Origin of the sequence: Synechococcus sp. HK05 (assembly GCF_019104765.1) — a bacterium.
Lineage (GTDB): Bacteria > Cyanobacteriota > Cyanobacteriia > PCC-6307 > Cyanobiaceae > Vulcanococcus.
Map to the genome: position 1 here is coordinate 479,946 of NZ_JAHRXJ010000011.1, position 20,185 is coordinate 500,130.

The 20,185-nt window shown below is 62.7% G+C and carries 20 protein-coding genes; 4 read left to right on the top strand and 16 right to left on the bottom strand.

Translation table 11 applies throughout. The features are described 5' to 3' along the window. Window positions 1-811: 811 nt before the first annotated feature. The 8 genes from KUL97_RS11825 to KUL97_RS11860 form a co-directional block, all read right to left on the bottom strand. Window positions 812-1,522 (bottom strand): hypothetical protein, encoded by a 711-nt coding sequence (locus tag KUL97_RS11825; RefSeq protein ID WP_217797155.1) that lies wholly within the window; start codon window positions 1,520-1,522, stop codon window positions 812-814. 181 nt (window positions 1,523-1,703) lie between these two features. Further along, on the bottom strand, window positions 1,704-3,206 hold the full coding sequence (locus KUL97_RS11830; protein WP_217797156.1) for a tyrosine-type recombinase/integrase: 1,503 nt from the start codon (window positions 3,204-3,206) through the stop codon (window positions 1,704-1,706). A gap of 151 nt (window positions 3,207-3,357) precedes the next feature. Beyond that, a complete protein-coding gene (locus tag KUL97_RS11835; RefSeq protein ID WP_217797157.1) occupies window positions 3,358-5,100 on the bottom strand; it encodes a diflavin flavoprotein in 1,743 nt (580 codons plus the stop codon). A 147-nt stretch (window positions 5,101-5,247) separates the two neighbouring features. After that, window positions 5,248-5,694, bottom strand: a complete 447-nt coding sequence (locus KUL97_RS11840) for an Hsp20/alpha crystallin family protein (RefSeq protein ID WP_217797158.1) — start codon at window positions 5,692-5,694, stop codon at window positions 5,248-5,250. 162 nt (window positions 5,695-5,856) lie between these two features. Next, the gene (locus KUL97_RS11845; protein ID WP_217797330.1) at window positions 5,857-6,375 is read right to left on the bottom strand and encodes an MEKHLA domain-containing protein; all 519 of its coding nucleotides are present in this window, start codon (window positions 6,373-6,375) and stop codon (window positions 5,857-5,859) included. Between the two features lie 4 nt (window positions 6,376-6,379). Further along, the gene (locus tag KUL97_RS11850) at window positions 6,380-7,321 is read right to left on the bottom strand and encodes an SWIM zinc finger family protein (protein ID WP_217797159.1); all 942 of its coding nucleotides are present in this window, start codon (window positions 7,319-7,321) and stop codon (window positions 6,380-6,382) included. Between the two features lie 4 nt (window positions 7,322-7,325). Then, window positions 7,326-10,457, bottom strand: coding sequence for a DEAD/DEAH box helicase (locus KUL97_RS11855; protein WP_217797160.1), 3,132 nt, complete (start codon window positions 10,455-10,457; stop codon window positions 7,326-7,328). A gap of 19 nt (window positions 10,458-10,476) precedes the next feature. Next, window positions 10,477-10,908 (bottom strand): hypothetical protein, encoded by a 432-nt coding sequence (locus tag KUL97_RS11860; RefSeq protein WP_217797161.1) that lies wholly within the window; start codon window positions 10,906-10,908, stop codon window positions 10,477-10,479. Between the two features lie 41 nt (window positions 10,909-10,949). Here KUL97_RS11860 and alaS point away from each other — a divergent pair, with 41 nt between their 5' ends. After that, window positions 10,950-13,604 carry an alanine--tRNA ligase gene (gene alaS / locus KUL97_RS11865; RefSeq protein WP_254896434.1) on the top strand — a complete coding sequence of 885 codons (2,655 nt, stop codon included), beginning with the start codon at window positions 10,950-10,952 and terminating at the stop codon, window positions 13,602-13,604. 73 nt (window positions 13,605-13,677) lie between these two features. Further along, window positions 13,678-13,911: a hypothetical protein gene (locus tag KUL97_RS11870; RefSeq protein WP_254896435.1), complete on the top strand. Its 234-nt coding sequence runs from the start codon at window positions 13,678-13,680 to the stop codon at window positions 13,909-13,911. Here the strand turns inward: KUL97_RS11870 and KUL97_RS11875 are convergent. Genes KUL97_RS11875 through KUL97_RS11885 form a run of 3 tightly spaced genes read right to left on the bottom strand, consistent with a single transcriptional unit; the run spans window position 13,908 to window position 15,396 of the window. Then, the gene (locus KUL97_RS11875; protein WP_217797163.1) at window positions 13,908-14,459 is read right to left on the bottom strand and encodes a GGDEF domain-containing protein; all 552 of its coding nucleotides are present in this window, start codon (window positions 14,457-14,459) and stop codon (window positions 13,908-13,910) included. The genes KUL97_RS11870 and KUL97_RS11875 overlap by 4 nt on opposite strands. A gap of 56 nt (window positions 14,460-14,515) precedes the next feature. Next, window positions 14,516-14,842: a cyclic nucleotide-binding domain-containing protein gene (locus KUL97_RS11880; RefSeq protein WP_217797164.1), complete on the bottom strand. Its 327-nt coding sequence runs from the start codon at window positions 14,840-14,842 to the stop codon at window positions 14,516-14,518. Then, window positions 14,839-15,396 carry a cyclic nucleotide-binding domain-containing protein gene (locus KUL97_RS11885; protein ID WP_217797165.1) on the bottom strand — a complete coding sequence of 186 codons (558 nt, stop codon included), beginning with the start codon at window positions 15,394-15,396 and terminating at the stop codon, window positions 14,839-14,841. Before KUL97_RS11885 ends, KUL97_RS11880 begins: the two co-directional genes overlap by 4 nt. Window positions 15,397-15,482: 86 nt before the next feature. Here KUL97_RS11885 and KUL97_RS11890 point away from each other — a divergent pair, with 86 nt between their 5' ends. Next, the gene (locus KUL97_RS11890; RefSeq protein WP_217797332.1) at window positions 15,483-16,187 is read left to right on the top strand and encodes a Crp/Fnr family transcriptional regulator; all 705 of its coding nucleotides are present in this window, start codon (window positions 15,483-15,485) and stop codon (window positions 16,185-16,187) included. Here the strand turns inward: KUL97_RS11890 and KUL97_RS11895 are convergent. The 4 genes from KUL97_RS11895 to KUL97_RS11910 form a co-directional block, all read right to left on the bottom strand. Further along, window positions 16,147-16,338: a hypothetical protein gene (locus KUL97_RS11895; RefSeq protein WP_217797166.1), complete on the bottom strand. Its 192-nt coding sequence runs from the start codon at window positions 16,336-16,338 to the stop codon at window positions 16,147-16,149. The genes KUL97_RS11890 and KUL97_RS11895 overlap by 41 nt on opposite strands. Window positions 16,339-16,438: 100 nt before the next feature. Next, complete coding sequence (speA, locus tag KUL97_RS11900; RefSeq protein ID WP_217797333.1) at window positions 16,439-18,370, bottom strand: biosynthetic arginine decarboxylase; 1,932 nt, start codon at window positions 18,368-18,370, stop codon at window positions 16,439-16,441. 84 nt (window positions 18,371-18,454) lie between these two features. Then, window positions 18,455-18,859 (bottom strand): TA system VapC family ribonuclease toxin, encoded by a 405-nt coding sequence (locus KUL97_RS11905; protein ID WP_368656153.1) that lies wholly within the window; start codon window positions 18,857-18,859, stop codon window positions 18,455-18,457. A 19-nt stretch (window positions 18,860-18,878) separates the two neighbouring features. Then, window positions 18,879-19,178, bottom strand: a complete 300-nt coding sequence (locus tag KUL97_RS11910; protein WP_217797354.1) for a hypothetical protein — start codon at window positions 19,176-19,178, stop codon at window positions 18,879-18,881. 126 nt (window positions 19,179-19,304) lie between these two features. On the opposite strand from KUL97_RS11910, the gene ndk reads away from it, so the two are divergent. Next, on the top strand, window positions 19,305-19,763 hold the full coding sequence (gene ndk, locus KUL97_RS11915) for a nucleoside-diphosphate kinase (protein ID WP_217797168.1): 459 nt from the start codon (window positions 19,305-19,307) through the stop codon (window positions 19,761-19,763). Window positions 19,764-19,789: 26 nt separating this feature from the next. Here the strand turns inward: ndk and KUL97_RS11920 are convergent, their stop codons facing one another. Beyond that, entirely contained in the window at window positions 19,790-20,119 is a 330-nt protein-coding gene (locus tag KUL97_RS11920) for a DUF3307 domain-containing protein (protein ID WP_217797169.1), read from the bottom strand. Between the last annotated feature and the right edge of the window lie 66 nt (window positions 20,120-20,185).

Sequence of the window (20,185 nt, forward strand, 5' to 3'; positions counted from 1 at the left end):
TCTAGGTCTTGTTTCACACCAGTCAGGAGAGACCTTTCCAGTGGTCGTCCGAGTTGAGGAGTTTGTCAATCTTCTGTTCTCTTTTTCTTTTTCTATATGACTTGACCATTCGGTCAATAAGGTCTTCTCTAGTCTTAGGATACTGAGTTCCATTAACTTTAGTCTTTTTAGAATTTTTATCCATTGTTCTTCTTTCTTCTGGAGGGACATTGTTGTTATTCAGACCCTCATCAGTCGTTGGACCACCCAGGGGGAAATCTCTTCTAGTTCATCTGGTGGGACACCTTCAACTGGATTTGAGATTTGAGGAATGAGTTTCTGGGTCCAAGGGTTGAGTTGAAGTCTTATTGACCGATATTTCTTGGGGTCATCAGGACATAGTGAGTAATACATCTTCCCGACTTCCATTGAGTTCCTACTGGTTTTCTGGGGTTCATCCTGTTCCTGTGTCTTCAGACCAAGTTTCCTTTTTAAGGTTTCTTCTCTGAACTGATGGAATGTCTTTTTCATTTTGATTTTACCGATTTCTCGTATTGGTTTTTGATGGTCTCTTCAATCCATTGTTCTGGTTTCTTTCTTGTCTTATTGGACAACTCAAGAACCATCTGATAGGTGACAGAAGAGAGGGAAATTGTCTTCCTCATTTCACCATATCCTTTACTCTACAAGAGTTGTAGTCCTTTAGTATCTTGAAGATTGTCTGGGTCTTGTTGAGATTAAACTCCATTGAGTAATTCTCTAGTAGTTCAAGGTATTTGTTGTTTCTTCTGGATACACTTAGACAAATCTGGTTTTTCTTCATTGGTTCTCCTTAGTGTTCTATATCTGAGTTTTCTCGGTCCAGGACATCCATAAAGTCAAGACCTTTTCTGGTGATGTCTTTCAGGGAGTAATGACCTACATTCCAAAGGTCTTCTGGTGTCTTGAGGACTTGAGTTTTTACTGATGGTCTGAACTTATTTACATCTGGATGTAGTCTTAGACAAGAGTTGATGAGGTCTATCTTTAGGTTTGTAAGGTCATCATAATGATGGTTGATAATTGGGACACCCATTCCTCCAGGTGTGTCCCATAGTTTCCTGAGTTTGGATTTCGGTTCTTCTATTTGATGGTCTGTGATGGGTCCTATCAGGAGGTTTGTGTGGTATTTCCCTTTCTTCTCGTCTCCATATTGAAGATTTTTCCCAACCTCTATTCTCTCTGACTTACTTTTGTGTCTTTCCATTGTGAAGACGAGACAGATGTTCCTACCGAAGTGTTCCCTGAGGATGTTCCTGTGTCTTCTGTGGACCCCTTTCATATAGTGTTCGTGGTAAAGACCCTTTCTGTAATCCCAATCCCTGATGTATCCATTATCGTCCCTGTCACCATAGTGAATGACTGAGTAAAACCACTCTCCCTCACTGAGGTTTTCCACCTTCTCCAGTATCAGGTGTTTCACCAGTTCTCCTTCTGTTCTTTTATCTAAGGTTCTCATTTGGATACACCCGTAGGATACTAAGGACACTTCAGGTCCAGACATTGAATATTCAATATACCCAGAGACTGACTGATATTTCCACTCAGATAAGTATGTGATATAAGGTTGATATACCTTATATAGTATATTCCATATTTACACATCAGTCAATAGAACACCGTCTAAGAAGTCAATAAAGATGTATGTTTATTTGGGGTTTCTTTTGTTGGAATAACGGATATACCTATTCCTCTTCAAGTGTTCTGATGAGTGACATTCCCTTTGTTATTCTTTCGGTATTGGTCTCAACTTGAATGTGGGAGTAAGTCTGGTCTATGTAAGTCGTTGATGTTCCAAGTTGTTTTGAGAGTAGGTGGATGTCTAGTCCGTTTTGAAGACGAAGTGTTGTGTAGAAGTGTCTTGATGAATAAAGTGTTATTCTTCTGTTGGTCTTGTCCAGTTCATCCTGAAGACCAGTCTCATTTAGAACCTTCTCCAGTCTGTCAGTGAAGACCTTCTGATGGTATGGAATGTTTTTGTCTTGTCTTTTCCAGGTTGGGTTTCTGAAGATATATTTGTCCGGACTACACCCCATTCCAACCTTTTCGTAGGTTTCCCGAAGTCTTTCCAGACGACGTCCAACGGGACCATTCACACTTCTCATTTTTCCTGTCTTTGAGTTTTCAGACCTTACCTTGAGAAGACGAAATATTTTCTGGTTCTCTTTGGTGTCAGACACATTGATGGAGACATCTCCCCAGGTCAGTCCTAGGATCTCCTTGGGTCTCATACCAGTGTTATAGGATATACCGATAAACTCTCTGAAGATGGACCTTTTGGTTTGTTCCAGGGTTGAGGACCCCTCGGGTCTTAGGTATTCGTTGGTTCTGAGATATTTCACTAATCTCTCGTATTCTTCAACTCTGAGGATGTCCCGTTTAACCTGAGTTGAAGGTGGTTTCTTCATCAAGTCTATTTGGGGGACAAGAGAGGATGAGATAAACTTGTCTCTTACACCAACCTGTCTGTACATTCTATTGACTTCTGAAACGATTGAGTTGATGTAATCTGGTGAGTATCTGGTTCCCTTGTAGTAAGACTTTTCTTGTCGTTGAACCCAATATTGGAAATCTCTTGTGAGATCTGGTGGGATGTTCTCAATCTTGGTGTCTCCCATTTTGAGTTCTTCTTGAATGTATTTTTTCCAGACTGACAAGTATCCTTTTTTGGTCTTCCAGGTTTCCAGGGTTATTCCAGTCTTGGGGAGAGGACTTATCCTCCGTTCCTCCCGTTCTAGATAAATCCTAATAAGGTCTTTTGTCGTCAGTGACTTGGTTTTCTCTCCTCTTATTAGTTTTCCGTAAGTTTCGGAATACATTTGTCTTCCGAGGACAATACCCTCTTCTCGTGAGTTTGTTCTTAAACTCTTGGAGAATACCTTCTTAGTCTCTCTACAATAAATCCTCAGGTAATAGTTCCCGTTCTTGGTTCTCCCATCTCGGTAGATGAAACTATCTTTCGTGTTTTCCCATAGGTAAACCTTGTCCTGGAAAATCTTGTTTCCTTTTTCGGTCTCCTCTTCTTTCTTCTTCTGTTTCAGGGACACCACAGAGGAGAGGACCATTAGAAGGTCCTCTGGGGTGAGGTCCAGGTTCCCTACGACCTGTCTCAGGGTCTCTAGGGACTGTTCCTGGTTCTGGGGTCTTGGTTCGTCTTCCTGTGGGTCCTGAGGGGTGATGGGGGTCATCTCTTCAACAAACCTTCAACTCGGTGGAAGGTGGGGTTTCAGTCCCCATCGGGGACTTTCAACTCTCTTCAACTCGTTTTAAGGTTCGTCTGTCCTCCAAGAAACCTAATAATACCAAGGGTTCTTGGAGGGTGTCAATCCGAAGTGGAACCTAGTAGTGGTTCCCCACTTTGCGGTGATGCACGGCGGTGGCGGCTTCGGTGTCGGCCACGTTGCCCTGCTCCACTTCGGCGTAGATCACCCAGTGGTCGGGTCCTTCCATGCGTTGCTGCACACGGCAGCCCAGGAAGGCCAGCGCATCACCGAGCACGGGGCCGCCTGCTGCCACGCCCTCGAGGGTGGCCACGCCAGCGAAGCGATCGGCGCCGGGTGGGAAGCGCTTGAGGAAATGGCGCAGCAGAGGCTGGTGGTTGTCGTCCCGCAGGATGTTGAGCACGAAGCGATCGCCCACCTGCATCAGCGCTTCGATGGCACGGTCCTTGGCCACGGCCACCGTGATGCCGGGCGGCTCGAAGCTGGCCTGGCTCACCCAGCTGGCCACCATCGCGGAGGCGCGCTCCTCCTGCCGGGCGGTCACCACATACAGGCCGCCGGAGAGCCGTCCCAGCGCTTTGTCGAGGTCGCCATCGAGTGCCTTCATCGCGGCGATCGTCTTGGCGCGCGTGAGCAGTTGGCCCAGGTCGGTGCCGGCCTCTTCGCAGCGCTGGTAATCATTCCCATCGGGCACCTGGCGGATGCGCAGCGGTTCAAAGGCCTCCTTCTGGCCCAGGCCGCGTAGCTGCGAGGCCACGGTGTCGATCGGCTCGTCGTTGCCGCCGTAGGCGTCGTAGGTGGCGACCCACTGCTTGGGCTGCAGGGCGGCTAGCAGGGTGCCGATGGAAGCCTGAAGGTCGGCATCGGGATTGGCGGGCCAGGTGGGCACCACCACAGCGCTGGCTTCACCGATCAGGGCGCTCAGTTCCTGGGCATCGGTGGCGCGCAGATCCACCAGCTGCACCTGGGCTTCCGCTTTGCCGATGCCGCGGGCGATCGCCTGGCTGAGCCGATCGCAGAAGCCGTACTGGCTTACGTAGCAAACGGCCGCGTAGGCCTCGCCTTTGCTGCGTCCTTCGCTCCACTCGCGGTAGTCGGAGAGCCAGAGGCTGAGGTGCTCGCGTAGTAGGGGGCCATGGCCCACGGCCACGGTGTTGATCGCCGGTAGCGCGTCTATGCGCTTCATCGCCTGCAGCACGCTGCGGGCGTTGGGACCCATCAGGCAGTCGTAATAGAAGCGGAAGTCCGGTGCGATGGCGCCGGGATCTACGTCGAATACGTCATCGGAGCAGTAGTGCAGGCCGAAGGCGTCGCAGGTGTAGAGGATGCCGGTGCCGTGGTCGAACGAGAAGATCGTGTCTGGCCAGTGCAGGTTGGGGGCGCTGAGGAACTCGAAGCGGTGGTGAATGCCGCTCTCTGGGTTGGTGCCCAGATCCAGCTCTTCGCCACTCTTCACGGCCCGGCTCTTGAAGGGGCGGTGCACCTGGTTTTCCAGGAACTGGATCGCCACCTTGGAGGCCACGATCTCGATCTCGGGATTCAGATCGATCAGGTGCCCGATCAGGCCGGAGTGATCGGGTTCGGTGTGGCTCACGATCAGGTGGTCGATCGCCTTGGGATCGATCTGCTCCTGCAGCAGCGGCAGCCAGGTGCTCTCGAACTTGAGATGGCTGGTGTCGATCAGGGCGGTGCGCTCACCCCGCACCAGAAAGCTGTTGTAGGTGGTGCCGTTGCGCAGGCCGAACTCGATATCGAAACGGCTGCGGTCCCAGTCGAGCGAGCGGATCGTGGTGGTGTCGGCGGCGATCGCCTCGCACTGCAGGCTCAGGCGCGGTGTACTGGCAACGGCTGCCTCAGCCATGGGATCCGCTCGCGGTTGGGGTGAACTGTAGGTAAGGCGGCAGGAGGAAGGGTCAGGATTGCCTGCAACGACAAAGCCCCGGCCCTGAGGCCGGGGCGGATCCCGTCTCGTTTGGTGTGACTCGATCGCGGCGCCTGGCCGCCGGCATCAGCCCTCCACCTTCACGCTCACGCTGGTGAGGGTCTGGGCCTTGGGCACCTCCACCGTGAGCAGTCCGTCGCGATACACGGCCTGCACCGCTTCACGGTCGATGCCGGAGGGGAAGCGGAAGCTGCGGCTCCAGGTGCCGTAGCGGATTTCGCTCAGCAAGGTGGCAGCGCCAGTGGGTTGGGGGTCGCCGTCGGTGCTTTCGGCTTGCGGGGCGCGGCGTTCAGCGCTGATCACCAGGTTGCGGTCGGTGGCTTTCACGTCGATCGAGTCGCGCTCGACGCCGGGCAGCTCCAGGCAGATGCTGTAGCCGGCTTCGGTTTCGCGCACTTCGGCGGCGGGAACGCGCTCGGCGGTGTGCAGCTGTTGCTCGAGTCGCTTGAACAGGTCGGACTCGAGGCGATCAAAAGCGGTGCGATCGAAAGCGGATTGGCGCAGAGTCAGCATGGCTGTGTCTCCTGAATGTGCGGGTGCGGGGTGTTCACCCGCAACGCCAATGTGCTCGGCTTGTTTGATCGCCAGTAGTGCAAGAACCGACCCTTTTGGTGCGGTGCTCACACCCCTGGTTCGGCTGCAACACCAGTGTTTTCCGGAGAACCGAACGTTGAGCTAGAGCCACCACCAACTGCTGAACGCAGCCGCCTGGCCGCAGGGTTGATCGCCGGGGCCCCAGAGGGTCCAGAGGCGGGCGTTGTGGATCTGGAAGCGGCGGCCGCTCTGGCTGATGCGCACGCCGCTGTAACCCTCGCTGGCGTGTTGTTGCAGGGCGTTGGCGAGCATCTGAGCGCGGCTGTCGCGCTCCTGGGGTTCCGCAGTGAGCCGCGAGGGCATGCCGATCATTTCGGCCCAGCTGCGCTCCCACAGCTGCAGAGCGGCGGCGTTGGCGTAGATCAGGGCGGGATCGGAGCCGCCGTCATGGGCGAGCACCACGGTGTCAGCGCGGAACAGCAGCTGAGCAGCTTGGAGGCCATCGTGCGTTGCGGTGCCAGCCAGCAGCGGCCGGCCGAACGCGCGCTCGAACGAGCGCAGGATGCTGCAGGCAAGGTGTTGCTTGCCAGGTGTGAGCCAGGGGGCCGCGGCTTGGGCCACGGCCAGGCGCCGCAGGCGTCGGCGGCGGGGCGAGCTGATCACCTCAGGCTTGGGCGCTGCTGCTTGCGTCGCCCTCGCCGTTGTTGCTGCCGGCCGCCATCGCGGTGGCCATCGCCGCGGTGCCGCATGCGGCACCGTGGGCTTTGAGCTGCTCCACAAACAGCTTCCCGGCCTCGGGGAAGCGGCCGTCTTCCGCCAACGGCAACGGGCCGGCTTCATCCAGGCCCGTATCGCCCTCCATGGCTGGGGTGATCACCACGAGCCCCGGATCGAGGGCAGCGCCGTAGTTCCACCAGCGGTTGGGATCGCGGATGGCTGCGGGGGCGGGATTGAGGGAGCCTTCGGCGGCTGGCTGTGGGGGCGCATCGGCTGGAGCCGCCTCTTTCGCTTCTTTGGCTTTCTTTGCCAGCAGCGCCCGCCGCTGCACCGCTAGATCGCTGAGCAGCTGGGCGCGGGTGCGGCCCCGCAGCTGGAAGAGCACGAAGGGGTCTTCGCTGAAGCGCTCGCCCATCAGGTAGTAGACGGCGCTCACGTGTTTACAGGGGTTGATCTTGTCGGGGCAGGTGCATTCGCTGCGCACCTCCTGCAACTTGAACGGAAACAGGCGCCGGCCGCTGGCGGCGAAAGCGCGCTCGATGTCCTGCGGCATCACGCCCGCCAGGAGCTGAGCCGACCAACGGGCCTTCTGACCAAGGGCCTCGAGCACGTAGCCCCAGTCGTCGTCGCTGAGCACATCCAGCCAGAGCTTCACCTTGTAGGGGTCTTCGCCGCTGCCCTGCACGCGGGCGTGCACGCGGCGCCCCTCGAAGCGAATCGAGAGCACGTTGCCGCTGCGGGCGTACTCCCAGGCGCGCTCCAGCCGTTTCTTGAAGCGGTAGCCGTTGATCAGCTCCATCCACTGCTCCACCCACCAGGGCTGCTGGCCCAAGCCCTGATCGCCCAGCTGGGTGGTGATGCCGTTGGGGGTTCCGGGGGTGATGGTCATCGCGTCAGTCCTCGCTGAGGGTCACCAGGTCTTTGAGCTGGCTCACGTCCATGCCGCCGAGCCAGTCTTCGCCGGAGCCCACGATGTCTTCGGCGAGTTTCGACTTCTCCTTGATCATCCGGTCGATGCGCTCCTCCACGGAGCCGCTGGTGATGAATTTGTGCACCAGTACGCGGTTCTGCTGGCCGATCCGGTAGGCGCGGTCGGTGGCCTGGTTTTCCACGGCGGGGTTCCACCAGCGATCGATATGGAACACGTGGCTGGCGCGGGTGAGGTTGAGGCCCACGCCGCCAGCCTTGAGCGAGAGCAGGAACAGCTGCGGACCGCGCGGGTCGTCCTGGAAGCGATCCACCATCGCCTGGCGTTCGGCCTTGCTGGTGTTGCCGTAGAGGAACGGCACCGGTTGTTTCCACTTCTGCTCCAGGTGCGCCTTGAGCAGGTGGCCCCATTCGGCGAACTGGGTGAACAGCAGGGCGCGATCGCCCGCTTCGATCACCTCTTCGAGGATCTCTTCGAGCCGCTGCACCTTGGCGCTGCGGGCGGCGAACTCCTTGAAGAAGGCCGCATCGCTGGGGTCGGGGTCCTGCTTGAGGGCCAGGGCCGGGTGGTTGCAGATCTGCTTGAGCTTCGTGAGCAGCGCCAGAACCTGGCCATGCTTCTGCCCCAGCGGCGCCCGCGCGATCGCATCGAGGCTGTCCTCCACGGTTTGGTTGTAGAGCTTCTTCTGCTCGGGAGCGAGCCCCACCCATTCGCTCAGTTCCACCTTCTCCGGCAGATCGGAAATGATCGATTTGTCGGTTTTCAAGCGCCGCAGGATGAAGGGGCTCACCCGGCTCTTGAGGTCCCGTAGCGACGACATATCGCCGTAGCGCTCGATTGGCAGCCGGTAGCGCTGGCGGAAGAAGGGTTCATCGCCGAGCACCTTGGGGTTGAGGAAATCCATCAGCGCCCACAGTTCGCTGACGCGGTTTTCCACCGGTGTGCCCGTGAGGGCGATGCGGAAGCGGGGGCCGCATTTGCTGCCTCGGCCGGGGCGGCCCAGATCCCGCGCTGCCATCGATTGCTTGGCGTTGTGGTTCTTAATCGCCTGCGCTTCATCGATCACCACGCCCTGCCAGTCGATCGCCTCCAGCAGTTCGCTGTCGCGTTGGAGCAGGCCGTAGGTGGTGAGCACCAGATCCACGCCCTTGAGGGCTTTCTTGATCGCCTCGGGGCTGTTGGGGCGGCGCGGACCGTAGTGCTCGTTCACCACCAGATCGGGGGTGAAGGCTGCCGCCTCCCGCTTCCAGTTGGTGAGCACCGAGGTGGGGGCCACCAGCAACACCGGGCGCTTCAGCTCCTCTTCGGCCTTGAGGTGCTGGATGAAGGCCAGCAGCTGAATGGTTTTGCCCAGGCCCATGTCGTCGGCCAGGCAGGCGCCCTGATCAAAGCGATGCAGGAAGGCGAGCCAGCCCAGGCCTCGCTCCTGATACGGCCGCAGCTGGCCGGCGAATCCGGGTGGGGCAGGCAGGGGATCGGGGGCCTTCTGCTGGTGGTATTGCTCCAGCACCGCTTGCAGGCGCGGGCCCGCGGTGAAGGCATGCACCGGCAGGCGCTGCAAGGTTTCGCCTTCGTTGCCGGTGATACGCAGGGCGTCATCGAGGCTGAAGGGGGGCTCGGCGGCGCAGAACTTCTCGGCGTTCTTGAGATCGAGGGGCCGCAGTTCGATCCAGGCGCCCTTGTGCTGCACCAGCGGGCTGCGCTTGGCCGCCAGCTTCTCGAGATCCTTGAGGTTGAGGGTGACGCCGCCGATCATGAATTCCCAGCGCCACTCCAGCGTTTCGCCGAGGGTGAAGCCGCGCGACTTCTCCGGGAGCTCGGCGGTGATGGCCAGGCCTAGGCGTGAAGCCAGGCCGCCCGAGAGGCTGGCGGGCAGCACCACGCCCACGCCCACATCCCGCAGGCGGCTCGCGGCGGTGCGCACCAGCACGAAGGCTTCGGCCGGGGTGAGCTGCATCGCTTCCGGGGTGGCGGCATCGAGGCCCCGTTCGATCGGCTCAAAGGCCAGCAACGCCCGGCCCAGGCCCTCCAGCAGCAGCGCGCCGGGCTGCTCCAGCTGGATCTCGCCGAGGGCCAGGCTGCCGTCGCCGGCGCCCCACACGATCCCGGCGGGCACCCGCAGGGTGGGGTCGGCTTCCGCTTGCAGCCCAAAGCGCAGCTCCCACAGCTCGTCGCCTTCCGGCGGGGTGAACAGCTCAAGGCAGGCACGCGCGGGTTCCACCTTGCCGGCCACGGTTTCGCGCCAGTGGTGGCTGGCGATGGCCAGGCGTTCCTGGTCTTCCTCGTCGATCTGGATGCGGCCATCGTGGCTGGCGAGGCCCTCTTCCCAGGCCGCCAGCAGGGGATCGAGCCCCTCGCCGCCGGGGGCAAAGGCGTGGCGCAGCTGGCCATCCACCAGCTTTTCCACAATGCTGGCCACCAACAGGCGGTTGGAGCGGGGCCTGCCGCAGGCCAGATGCGGTTCGGCGCTGGAGGCGGCCACCACCTGGGGCATGCGGATGGCCAGGTCTTCGAGGCGGCGGCGGTCGTCTTCGCGGTTGAGCAGGGGCAGCCAGCTGGCTTTGCCCTCGGCGGCATCGGGCAGCCAACGGCCGCGGGCAATCAGGCTGAGGCACCAGCGCTGCAGATGGCACCACCAGAGCAGGTCGTCGCCCAGCCCCGCGGCGGCGGTGCCGGAGAGGGGCAACTGGTTGAGCCATTCGGCGGCGGGGCCGGGCTTGAGGAACCAGCCCTCCAGCTGCCAGGGCCACCAGGTGAGGTCTTTGGGGAGTGGTTCGCCGGCCTGAAGGGGCAGGCCGCTCCAGGAGCCGGCGCTGTCGCTTTTCTGGCCGCGGCTGAGCTGCTGGCGGCTGGGCAGGGTGAGGGTGACGGTGGCCTGGCGCAGGTCTTCCGACCAAAACTGGTTGTCGTCGAGCCAGGTGGCCAGGTCGTCGAGATCGAGGCTGAGGGGGTGGAGCGGCGCTTCGCTGCTCGGGCTCACCGGCTCGGCCACACGCCAGGTGTCCGCCCAGATGAACAGGCCCGCACTGGGGGCCTTGCCCTTGGCGAAGCTGCCCCGCGGAACGACGGGCAGCCAGGTGGCATGCAGCAGGCTCATGGAGGCGGGGCCTGGGGAGTCAGGGTTGCCGGATCGTGGTGGTCCGCGCCGCGACGAGTCGTGGCAGAACCTGCGATCCGTGCAGCACAAGTGCGGCGCCGATCAGCGGCAGCCAGGCACGAACGAGCTCCATCATCACAGTTGGCGCCACCAACGCCAAGTTCTGCATCCAGGGAGAGGGCAAGGGCCAGGGGCTAAGGGGCGGTAGCGCCAGGCTGTGGATGCCGCACACAGCCCCCACCAGGCCCGCCTGCAGGTGGCTGTCATCGGGGTCGACCCGCTGCAGGTGGAAGGCCAGCAGGCCATAGAAGAAGCCGCAGCCGCCGGCCCGCAGCGCCGCCTCCACCCCAAAGGGCAGCCCGAGCACCAGGGCACTCAGCCCAGCCCCTAGGGCCCAGGCGATCGAGCGCAGGCGCAGCTGCGCGCGGGAAGAGTCGGTGGGGGCGCTCATGCTGCGCGATCATGCCCGGTTCAGGCTTTTCTTGCTTCGCCATGGCTGCCGCCGCCCCTCGCACTGGTGCTGAGATCCGCGCAGCCTTCCTCGATTTTTACGAGCAGCGCGGCCACAAGCCGATGGCCAGCGCCTCGCTGGTGCCGGAAGACCCCACGGTGCTGCTCACCATCGCGGGCATGCTCCCGTTTAAGCCGGTGTTTCTGGGGCAGCAGCAACGGCCGGCCCCTCGGGCCACCAGCTCCCAGAAGTGCATTCGCACCAACGACATCGAAAACGTGGGCCGTACGGCGCGGCATCACACGTTCTTCGAGATGCTCGGCAACTTCTCCTTCGGCGACTACTTCAAGGAGCAGGCGATTCAGTGGGCCTGGGAGCTGAGCACCAGTGTGTTCGGCCTCAGCCCGAAGAACCTCGTGGTGAGCGTGTTCCGTGAGGACGACGAAGCCGAGGTGATCTGGCGTGATGTGGTGGGGGTGAACCCCAAGCGCATCATCCGCATGGATGAGGCCGACAACTTCTGGGCGTCCGGCCCCACTGGCCCCTGCGGCCCCTGCTCGGAGATCTATTACGACTTCAAGCCCGAACTCGGCGACGACGGCATCGACCTCGAAGACGACTCGCGTTTCATCGAGTTCTACAACCTGGTGTTCATGCAGTACAACCGCGACGCGGAGGGCACCCTCACGCCGCTGGCCAACCGCAACATCGACACCGGCATGGGCCTTGAGCGCATGGCTCAGATCCTGCAGGCAGTACCCAACAACTACGAAACCGACCTGATCTATCCGCTGATTGAAACAGCGGCGGGACTGGCGGGCGTGGACTATCGCGCCCTCGATGAGAAGGGCAAAACCAGCCTCAAGGTGATCGGCGATCACTCCCGCGCCATCACCCAGCTGATCTGCGATGGCGTGACCGCCAGCAATCTCGGCCGTGGCTACATCCTGCGCCGCCTGCTGCGCCGTGTGGTGCGCCACGGACGGCTCCTCGGCATCGACAAGCCGTTCCTGACGGCGATGGGAGAGGCGTCTATCACGCTGATGCGGGCCGCCTACCCGCAGCTGCTGGAGCGCCGTGAAGTGATCCTGGCGGAGCTGGCCCGCGAGGAGGCCCGCTTCCTGGAAACCCTGGAGCGGGGCGAGAAGCTGCTGGCCGATGTGCTGGCGGCCAAGCCGAAGAAGATCTCAGGCGAGCAGGCCTTTGAGCTTTACGACACCTACGGCTTCCCTCTGGAGCTCACCGAAGAGATCGCTGAGGAGCACGGCCTCACGGTGGATCTCGAAGGCTTTGAAGCGGCGATGGAGGCTCAACGCCAGCGCGCTAAGGCGGCGGCGGTGAGCATCGATCTCACCCTGCAGGAAGCCATCGATCAGGTGGCGGGCGATCTGGAGGCCACCGCCTTCCGCGGTTATGAGCTGCTCGAGCACAGCAGTTCCGTGCAGGCGCTGGTGGTGAACGGCGAACCGGCCGAGTGCGCCGTGGCTGGCGACAACGTGCAGGTGGTGCTTGACACCACGCCCTTCTATGGCGAGGGCGGCGGCCAGGTGGGGGATCGCGGCGTGCTCAGCGGCGACGGTCCCGATGGCAACGGCCTGATCGTCGCGATCGATGCCGTGAGCCGCAACCGCAGCGTGTTCGTGCACAGCGGCCGGATTGAGCGCGGCAGCCTGAGCGTTGGCGATGTGGTGCACGGCCAGGTGGACCGCGCTTGCCGCCGCCGCGCCCAGGCCAATCACACGGCTACGCACCTGCTGCAGGCGGCGCTGAAGCAGGTGGTGGATCCGGGCATCGGCCAGGCCGGCTCCCTGGTGGATTTCGATCGCCTCCGCTTCGACTTCCACTGCCCCCGCGCCGTGAGTGCCGCGGAGCTCGAGCAAATCGAGAGCCTGATCAACGGCTGGATCAGCGAGGCCCACAGCCTCGAGGTGCAGGAGATGGCGATCGAGAAGGCCAAGGCCGCCGGCGCGGTGGCGATGTTCGGCGAGAAGTACGCCGATGTGGTGCGCGTTGTGGATGTCCCCGGCGTGTCGATGGAGCTCTGCGGCGGCACCCACGTGGCCAACACTGCTGAGATCGGCCTGTTCAAGATCGTGAGCGAGAGCGGCGTGGCCGCCGGAATCCGCCGCATCGAGGCCGTGGCTGGCCCTGCGGTGCTCGCTTATCTCAACGAGCGCGATGGGGTGGTGAAGCAGCTGGGTGAGCGCTTCAAGGCCCAGCCCGCTGAGATCGTGGAGCGGGTGGGGCAGCTGGCTGATGAGCTCAAGGCCAGCCAGAAGGCCTTGGCCGCGGCACGCGAGGAGCTGGCCCTGGCGAAATCAGCGGCACTGATGGCGCAGGCCGTGGCCCTTGGCGAGCACCAACTGCTAGTGGCCCGCCTCGATGGTGTGGAGGGTGGCGGCCTGCAGAGCGCGGCGCAGGGGCTGGTGGATCAGCTGGGTGATGCCGCCGCCGTGGTGCTCGGCGGCCTGCCCGATCCCGCGGACCTGGGCAAGGTGATCCTGGTGGCCGCCTTCGGGAAGGCCGTGATCGCCAAGGGCCAGCAGGCCGGCAAGTTCATCGGTGGGATTGCCAAGGCCTGCGGCGGTGGCGGCGGCGGCCGGCCCAACCTGGCTCAAGCGGGTGGGCGCGATGGGGCCGCGCTGGATGGAGCGCTGGAGCAGGCCCGCACGGAGCTCACGGCGGCGCTGGGCTAATCCCTGCGGCGCCTGCAGCCGGATCAGGAACCGTTCCTGCCGGCTGGCGCCCTGAACCAGCGGGGGAATCCTGTTGGTATCGAACGCCGAGGAGCTGCACGCCATGGCCAGCAGCTTTGAAATCCACGCCCGTCAGCATTGGAGCTTCCAGCTGGTGCTGCTGGGGAGCCGTCTGCGCTTGGAGGGCTGCCGCGATGCGGAGCTCCCGGGCGATGAGCCCTTGCACTGCTCCACCTGGCTTCAGCCCCAGGATGCGCCCTACGACGTGGCCCATGAGCTGATGGCCCACCCCAGCTGCTGCGTTTAGCCGAGTTCCACCCGGTTGCGACCGCTGCCTTTGGCGCGGTAGAGGGCAGCATCGGCACGCTCCAGCTGATCGCCCCAGGCTTCATCCGGGGTCCGCAGCGCCACGCCGATCGAGATCGTCACGGGCGGCAATGCTTCGCTGCGGAGTTTCTCCACCGTTTGGCGGTGCCGCTCCCCCAGCCCGTGCGCGGCCTCGGGCTCTGTGTCGTGCTGGCAGATCACCAGGAATTCCTCGCCCCCCAACCGCACCAAGGCATCGCTGGGCCGAATCCCATGGCGCAATGCTTTGGCCACGGCCTGCAGTACGGCATCGCCGCAGCTGTGGCCATGGGTGTCGTTGATGGCCTTGAAGTGGTCGATATCCACCAACAGCAACGCCAGCTGCGGGCATTGCTCTAGGGCGCTGCGCTGTTGCTCGAGCCAGTGGCGATTCAGGGCGCCGGTGAGGGCATCGCTGAGGGCACGGGTTTGCAGCTGTTGATTGAGCGCCTGCGCGCCTCGGGCATGCAGGTTGGAGTGGCGCAGTCGCTCGCCGAGGAGCTGCAGCAAATTGAGCGCAAGTTGGTGAGATTGCTGCGACCAGGTCAGGAGCTCTTGGCGTTCCATCACCCAGAGTTCGCTCGGCTGCTCGCAGCGCACCCAAGCGGTGGTGTCGCCCTGGGTGAGCGTTGACCTTCGCCCACGCAGTCGCCGGGGCCAATGCGCGCCAAGGCCGCCGTGCCTCCCTGCTGCAGGCTCACGACCAACTCGCCAGACAGCACCAGGAAGGTTTGGCTGTTCAATTGATCGGCCCTCAGCACCGTGGTGCCGCGGGCGTGGCAGCGCAGCTCCGCCGCCGCCAGCCATGCCTGCAGCAGTGTGGGGTCGATGCCGGCGAAGAGCGGTGCCTGCAGCTGCAGAAGCTGATCCAGGAGCGGCGGGCCGGTTTTCATTGCAGCAGGGCTTCCAATTGATCGGCCGCGGCGGCGATCGAGTGGCGGCGATGCCGCAGTGCGGCGCAGGTCTGGCCTAACAGCGCGCGATCGCCGTTGTGGGCGGCCTTGATGCCATCGAGCAGTAGCCCCACCAGCTCATTGCCCTGCAGGCAGCGTTGGCTGATCAGGTTGAGCAGTTCGATCGAGAGGTCGGCATCAAACAACATGGCCTTGAGCAGCTGGTTGCTATCCACAGCGATCAACTGAGCGGGCGCCTCGAGCACCTGCACATCGGCGGAATGCACGCCGTTGCCGAACAGCCCCATTTCGCCCAGCAACTCCTCAGCCTCCACGATCGCGAGGGTGTGCGGTGCCCCATCGCTCTGGCGCACCTGGATCGCCACGGTGCCTTCGGTGAGCAGGAGCACCCGTTCGGCTGGGGCGCCCTGGCGCAGCAACAGCTCGCCAGGCTCTGCGCGGATCTCTACGGGCACGATCTCGCTGTCGTGGGCGGCGAGCAGGAGCTTCATCCGTTCGCGCACGATGCTGCGTTGCGATTCGATCCCGAACATCGGCGCTCTGCGGCGTGTGCTCATCCTGGTGGGGTTGCTCCAGACTGGCCACTGCAACTGCGGTGGTGTCGCTCTCCTGCGTGGTCATGGCCGATTTCACCCTTGAGCAGCTGCAGGCCTGGCCGCTGTTTGCTTCCCTCAGCGCCGAGCAGTGCGCCCAACTGCTCGATCGCCATTTGCAGAGCAGCCATGGCTCCGAGCAGGTGTTCGTGATGGAGCAGGACTGGGGTGAATCCTTGTTCCTGCTCCGCAGCGGTATGGCCAAGGTGCGCAGCTACACCGCCGATGGCGATGAGGTGGTGATGTCGGTGTTGGGGGAGGGCGATGTGTTCGGGGAGATGGCGGCCCTCGATGGTTCCGCTCGCTCCGCTGATGTGGTGGCACTCACCCCCGTGACCTTGGTGAAGCTGCGGGCGGCTCCCTTTGCGGCGTTGCTGCAGCAGGACGCTGGCTTTGCCTTGGCTCTGGCGCGGCTGGAGGCCTCGCGCCTGCGGGATCTCAACCAGCGTTTCGCCATTCAAAGCAGCGATGCCACCACCCGGCTGCTCGATGCCCTGGCCTACTTGGCCAGGCGCAGCAGTGCAGCCAATGATCCCCAGGCTCTGATTCCGGCCCTGGCGCAGCGGGAGCTGGGCTTGCTGGCTGGTCTGGCGCGGGAAACGGCGTCGCGCACCCTGAGCAAACTGCGCAGCCGCGGCACGGTGGAGGAGCTGGATGGTGCGCTGCGGATCACGGATCTCCAGCCCCTGATCAAGCGTGGGCTGCTGCCAGCGCACAGCAAGGGCGGTTGATCAGCTCATGGGCGCGGGCCCGCGTGGAATCCATCGGTTCCAGCACGGTGCTCAGCTTCTGATCGGCGCTCAGGGCTTCCAGCACCAGCAAACTGCCTAACATCACGGCCTGGAAGCTCCACTGATCGAAGCCGGGGAGGGAGAAGGTCATGGCGGTTGTGGGGTGATCTGGTGTCACCCTCTCCGCTTTGGCCGGGTGTTGCGGTGACCCACGGCGATGGCCGCTGTGATTCAGCTCACACCCCCGGCCGCTACTCCTGCAAATACGTGGTCTGGCGCAGGCTGGTTTCCAGGTGATCCATCAGGCGGCGCGCTTCGCTGATCTTCAGCTGGCCCCGTTGGATCGCTGCCTCGCTGGCCACCCGCAGCCGCTCCAGCAGCAGTTCGGGGTCGTGTTCCATCGCCTCGAGCACCTCGGCGTTGGTGTTGCCGCGCACCACATGATCCAGTTGGTAGCCGCCGCCGGGGGCCAGGCGGATGTGCACGGCATTGGTGCTGCCGAACAGGTTGTGCAGGTTGCCCATCACTTCCTGGTAAGCACCACCGAGGAACATCCCGATCAGATAGGGCTCGCCGGGGTGCAGGGCATGCAGCTCCAGCAGCGGTTTGGCTTGGCCGTCGCCGATGAAGCGGGCGAGCTTGCCGTCGGAGTCGCAGGTGAGGTCGGCGAAATGTCCTAGTTGAGTGGGTTCCTCATCCAGCCGGTGGATCGGCATCAGCGGGAACAGCTGCTCGATCGCCCAGGTGTCTGGGGCTGAACGGAACACTGAGAGGTTGGCGTAGTAGGTGCCGGCCATGGCAGCCCGCAGCTGGCGCAGGTCGTCGGGGATGGTGCCGCCGCGGGGCAGGCGGGCCACGATCGCTTCGGCGCAGGCCCAGGTGAGCTGTTCGGCCATCGCCCGCTGTGGCAGCGAGATGTAGCCCAGGCGGAAGGCCGCCAGTGCATCCTCCTTGAACTTTATCGCGTCGTTCCAGGCTTCCTGCAGCCGCGAGAGCACGCCCTCATCGCTCGCGGCTGTTGCTGTGATGCCGCTTAACGTCTCCCGCAGGTTGCGCACCGTGAGTGGTTCGTTCTCCTGCTTGGCCGGCACGGCGCCGGGCATGGCGGCGCTGCCCAGCACGTTGAACACCAGCACCGAGAAGTGGCTGGCGATGGCGCGGCCGCTCTCGCTCACCAGTGTGGGCACGCTCACCCCATGGGGCTCGCAGCACTCGCGCACCGTGGCCACCACATCGTTGGCGTAGTTCTGCAGTGAGTAGTTGGTGGAGGCGGCGGTGGCGGTGCGGCTGCCGTCGTAGTCGATGCCCAAGCCGCCGCCCACATCCAGGAAGCCCATCGGGGCTCCCTGTTTGGTGAGCTCCACGTAGATCTGCCCGGCTTCCTGCAGGGCGTCTTTGAGCACGGCGATGTCGTTGATCTGACTGCCCACGTGGAAGTGGAGCAGGCGCAGATCCCCCAGTAGATCGGCGGCCCGCAGGGCCTCCACAGTGGCGAGCAGATCGGGGATCGACAGGCCGAACTTGGCCTTGTCGCCCACTGAGCTTCCCCAGCGGCCGGTGCTGCGGCTGGAGAGTTTGGCGCGTACACCAATAAACGGAGCCGCACCCAGGGCTTTGCTGGCGCTGATGATCCGCTCCACCTCATCGGCCTGCTCGATCACCACCACCGGCTGGCGGCCGAGGCGGCGGGCCAGGATCGCGGTTTCGATGTAGCGCTGGTCTTTGTAGCCGTTGCAGATCAACAGCGCTTCCGGGTCGTCGATCAGCGAGAGGGCAATCAGCAGCTCCGCTTTGCTGCCGGCCTCCAGGCCGAAGTGCCAACGCTTGCCGCAGGCCACCAGCTCCTCCACCACGTGGCGCTGCTGGTTGCACTTCACCGGAAACACGCCCTGGTAGCGGCCGGCGTAGCCGTATTGCGCGATGGCGCGCTCAAAGGCGGCGTGCAGGCGCTCGAGCCGATCTTCGAGGATGTCGTCGAAGCGGATCAGCAGCGGCAGGCCGAGGTTGCGGCCCTCCAGCCCTTGCACCAGCTCCAGTAGATCGAGACTGCCGCCCCGTTCTCCCTGGGGCTGCACGCTGATGTGGCCGCGCGCGTTCACGGAGAAGTAGGGCTCGCCCCAACGGGTGAGGCCATAGAGCTCGGCGCTGTCGGCGGGAGTCCAGCGCTGCTGCTGGCCTGCGATGGCGGAGGGGGCGGTCACCACAGGCTGCGGAGGTGCGGGTAGGCCCTGATTTTGGGGTCTGCTGTCACCAGGGGGATGGTGTGGTCAGAGGAGCTGGAGATCCAGGCCGTGATCCACGAAGTTCAGAAAGTCGCGATCGAGTGTGATGAGCCTCCAGTGGCCTGCCACAGCGAAGGCAGCCAGATAGGCGTCCATCCAACGTTTCGGCGCTGCCTGATCCAGGCAGGCGAGCTTCATCCAGCCCGGCATCAGGTTGGGTGGCTCCTCCACAACAGCCACCTGCGGCAGAGCCGAGAGGCTTTGCAGGGCGTGGAAGGCGTCGCGGTTGGTGGCTTTCGGAACTCCGTAGGCCTTGAGCAGTGTTGGCGTTGAGGCCAGGCGCAGAAAGCTCTGCTGGCTTGCCCGGCACCAGAGCCAGGGTTGATCCGGTGTGGCCTCCAGCAGGGCTTGGCGCGTCTGCTGATGGCAGGGATGCGCCTCGAAGCTCACGGCGAGCCATACGCAGGTGTCAATCAGGCAGGCCGGCACGCAGGCGGTCCTCCTCGGCGAGGGTGCTTTGCTCCAGGGCCAGCAGTTGCTCCAGCGGTGGCGTGATGCCTGAGCTGGCGGGATCGCGGCGAAACAGCGGCAGGCCATCGGGGGCGATCTCAAGGGCCCCTGAGCTGGATCCCGTGGGCGCCACGGGCAGCTCACTCAATCCCTGGCGGATGTAGTCGGCCACGAGCTCTTTAAACGGGCGGCCCAGCTGGAGTGCGCGCTGGCGTGCCTGCTGCACCAGCACATCGGGAAGGTCGATGGTGGTTTTCATGGCACCGCCTCCTTGCACCCAGTTTACTGGCTTCCTGGTTTGCTGGCTTACGGGGTGTTGGCGCCTGTGCTTGCCAACCGGTAGCCCCGCCGCGGACGATGGGCCGGATCTGAACCTTTTGTTTCCATGGCTGCTGAACGCACTTTTGTTGCCATCAAGCCCGATGGCGTGCAGCGCGGCCTGGTGGGCGAGATCCTCGGCCGCTTCGAGCGCAAGGGCTTCAAGCTGGTGGGCCTCAAGCAGCTCACCCCCAGCCGTGAGCTGGCCGAGAGCCACTACGGCGTGCACCGCGAGCGCCCTTTCTTCGCTGGCCTGGTCGACTTCATCACCTCCGGCCCCGTGGTGGCGATGGTGTGGGAAGGCGATGGCGTGATCGCCAGCGCCCGCAAGCTGATCGGCGCCACCAAGCCCCTGGAAGCTGAGCCCGGCACCATCCGCGGTGACCTGGCCGTGAACATCGGCCGCAACGTGATCCACGGCTCCGACGCTCCCGAAACCGCCCAGTTCGAGATCGGTCTGTGGTTCCAGCCCTCCGAGCTGAGTGACTGGACCCCCGCTGATCAGACCTGGCGCGTGGAGGGCTGAGGCCCGGGAGTGGTGCTGGCTGCGGCTCAGGCTGTGGCCAGCGCTGCCCATAGCAGCTTGCAGAGCAGGTGCAGGCCTTGATCAGCGCCCATCGAGTAGCGCTGCCTGCACTTGCCGAGATCAATCAGGGTGTGCAATCCCCATTCCGCGAGCCCCAGGAGGGGCACGCCGGTGATCAGCGCCACCAGCAGCCCATGGATGCCCCCGTGGGCGCTTACCCACCAGCGCCACGACACGCTGCCAGAGCAGCCTGGACATTTCTCCTGGGCCATGCGGTCGCCCTGAAGACCGAAATCACCCAGGAAGTGGCCCATGCAGAGCAAGGCCAGCAGGTTGAAGAAGGGCAGCGGATCCATCGCGCAGGTCTGGCCCCGGTTGCATCCCCATGCTGCTGCGGGTCCGGGGCTCTGACTGCCCTTTGA

Excerpts from the sequence above, each read along its gene's own strand:
- KUL97_RS11830 (WP_217797156.1), bottom strand. The coding sequence starts at position 3,206 with ATGACCCCCATCACCCCTCAGGACCCACAGGAAGACGAACCAAGACCC.
- alaS (WP_254896434.1), top strand. The coding sequence starts at position 10,950 with ATGGCTGCCGCCGCCCCTCGCACTGGTGCTGAGATCCGCGCAGCCTTC.
- KUL97_RS11835 (WP_217797157.1), bottom strand. The coding sequence starts at position 5,100 with ATGGCTGAGGCAGCCGTTGCCAGTACACCGCGCCTGAGCCTGCAGTGC.
- KUL97_RS11850 (WP_217797159.1), bottom strand. The coding sequence starts at position 7,321 with ATGACCATCACCCCCGGAACCCCCAACGGCATCACCACCCAGCTGGGC.
- KUL97_RS11880 (WP_217797164.1), bottom strand. The coding sequence starts at position 14,842 with ATGAAAACCGGCCCGCCGCTCCTGGATCAGCTTCTGCAGCTGCAGGCA.
- KUL97_RS11825 (WP_217797155.1), bottom strand. The coding sequence starts at position 1,522 with ATGTCTGGACCTGAAGTGTCCTTAGTATCCTACGGGTGTATCCAAATG.
- KUL97_RS11895 (WP_217797166.1), bottom strand. The coding sequence starts at position 16,338 with ATGACCTTCTCCCTCCCCGGCTTCGATCAGTGGAGCTTCCAGGCCGTG.
- ndk (WP_217797168.1), top strand. The coding sequence starts at position 19,305 with ATGGCTGCTGAACGCACTTTTGTTGCCATCAAGCCCGATGGCGTGCAG.
- KUL97_RS11860 (WP_217797161.1), bottom strand. The coding sequence starts at position 10,908 with ATGAGCGCCCCCACCGACTCTTCCCGCGCGCAGCTGCGCCTGCGCTCG.
- KUL97_RS11840 (WP_217797158.1), bottom strand. The coding sequence starts at position 5,694 with ATGCTGACTCTGCGCCAATCCGCTTTCGATCGCACCGCTTTTGATCGC.
- KUL97_RS11920 (WP_217797169.1), bottom strand. The coding sequence starts at position 20,119 with ATGGATCCGCTGCCCTTCTTCAACCTGCTGGCCTTGCTCTGCATGGGC.
- KUL97_RS11885 (WP_217797165.1), bottom strand. The coding sequence starts at position 15,396 with ATGTTCGGGATCGAATCGCAACGCAGCATCGTGCGCGAACGGATGAAG.
- KUL97_RS11890 (WP_217797332.1), top strand. The coding sequence starts at position 15,483 with ATGGCCGATTTCACCCTTGAGCAGCTGCAGGCCTGGCCGCTGTTTGCT.
- KUL97_RS11910 (WP_217797354.1), bottom strand. The coding sequence starts at position 19,178 with ATGAAAACCACCATCGACCTTCCCGATGTGCTGGTGCAGCAGGCACGC.
- KUL97_RS11855 (WP_217797160.1), bottom strand. The coding sequence starts at position 10,457 with ATGAGCCTGCTGCATGCCACCTGGCTGCCCGTCGTTCCGCGGGGCAGC.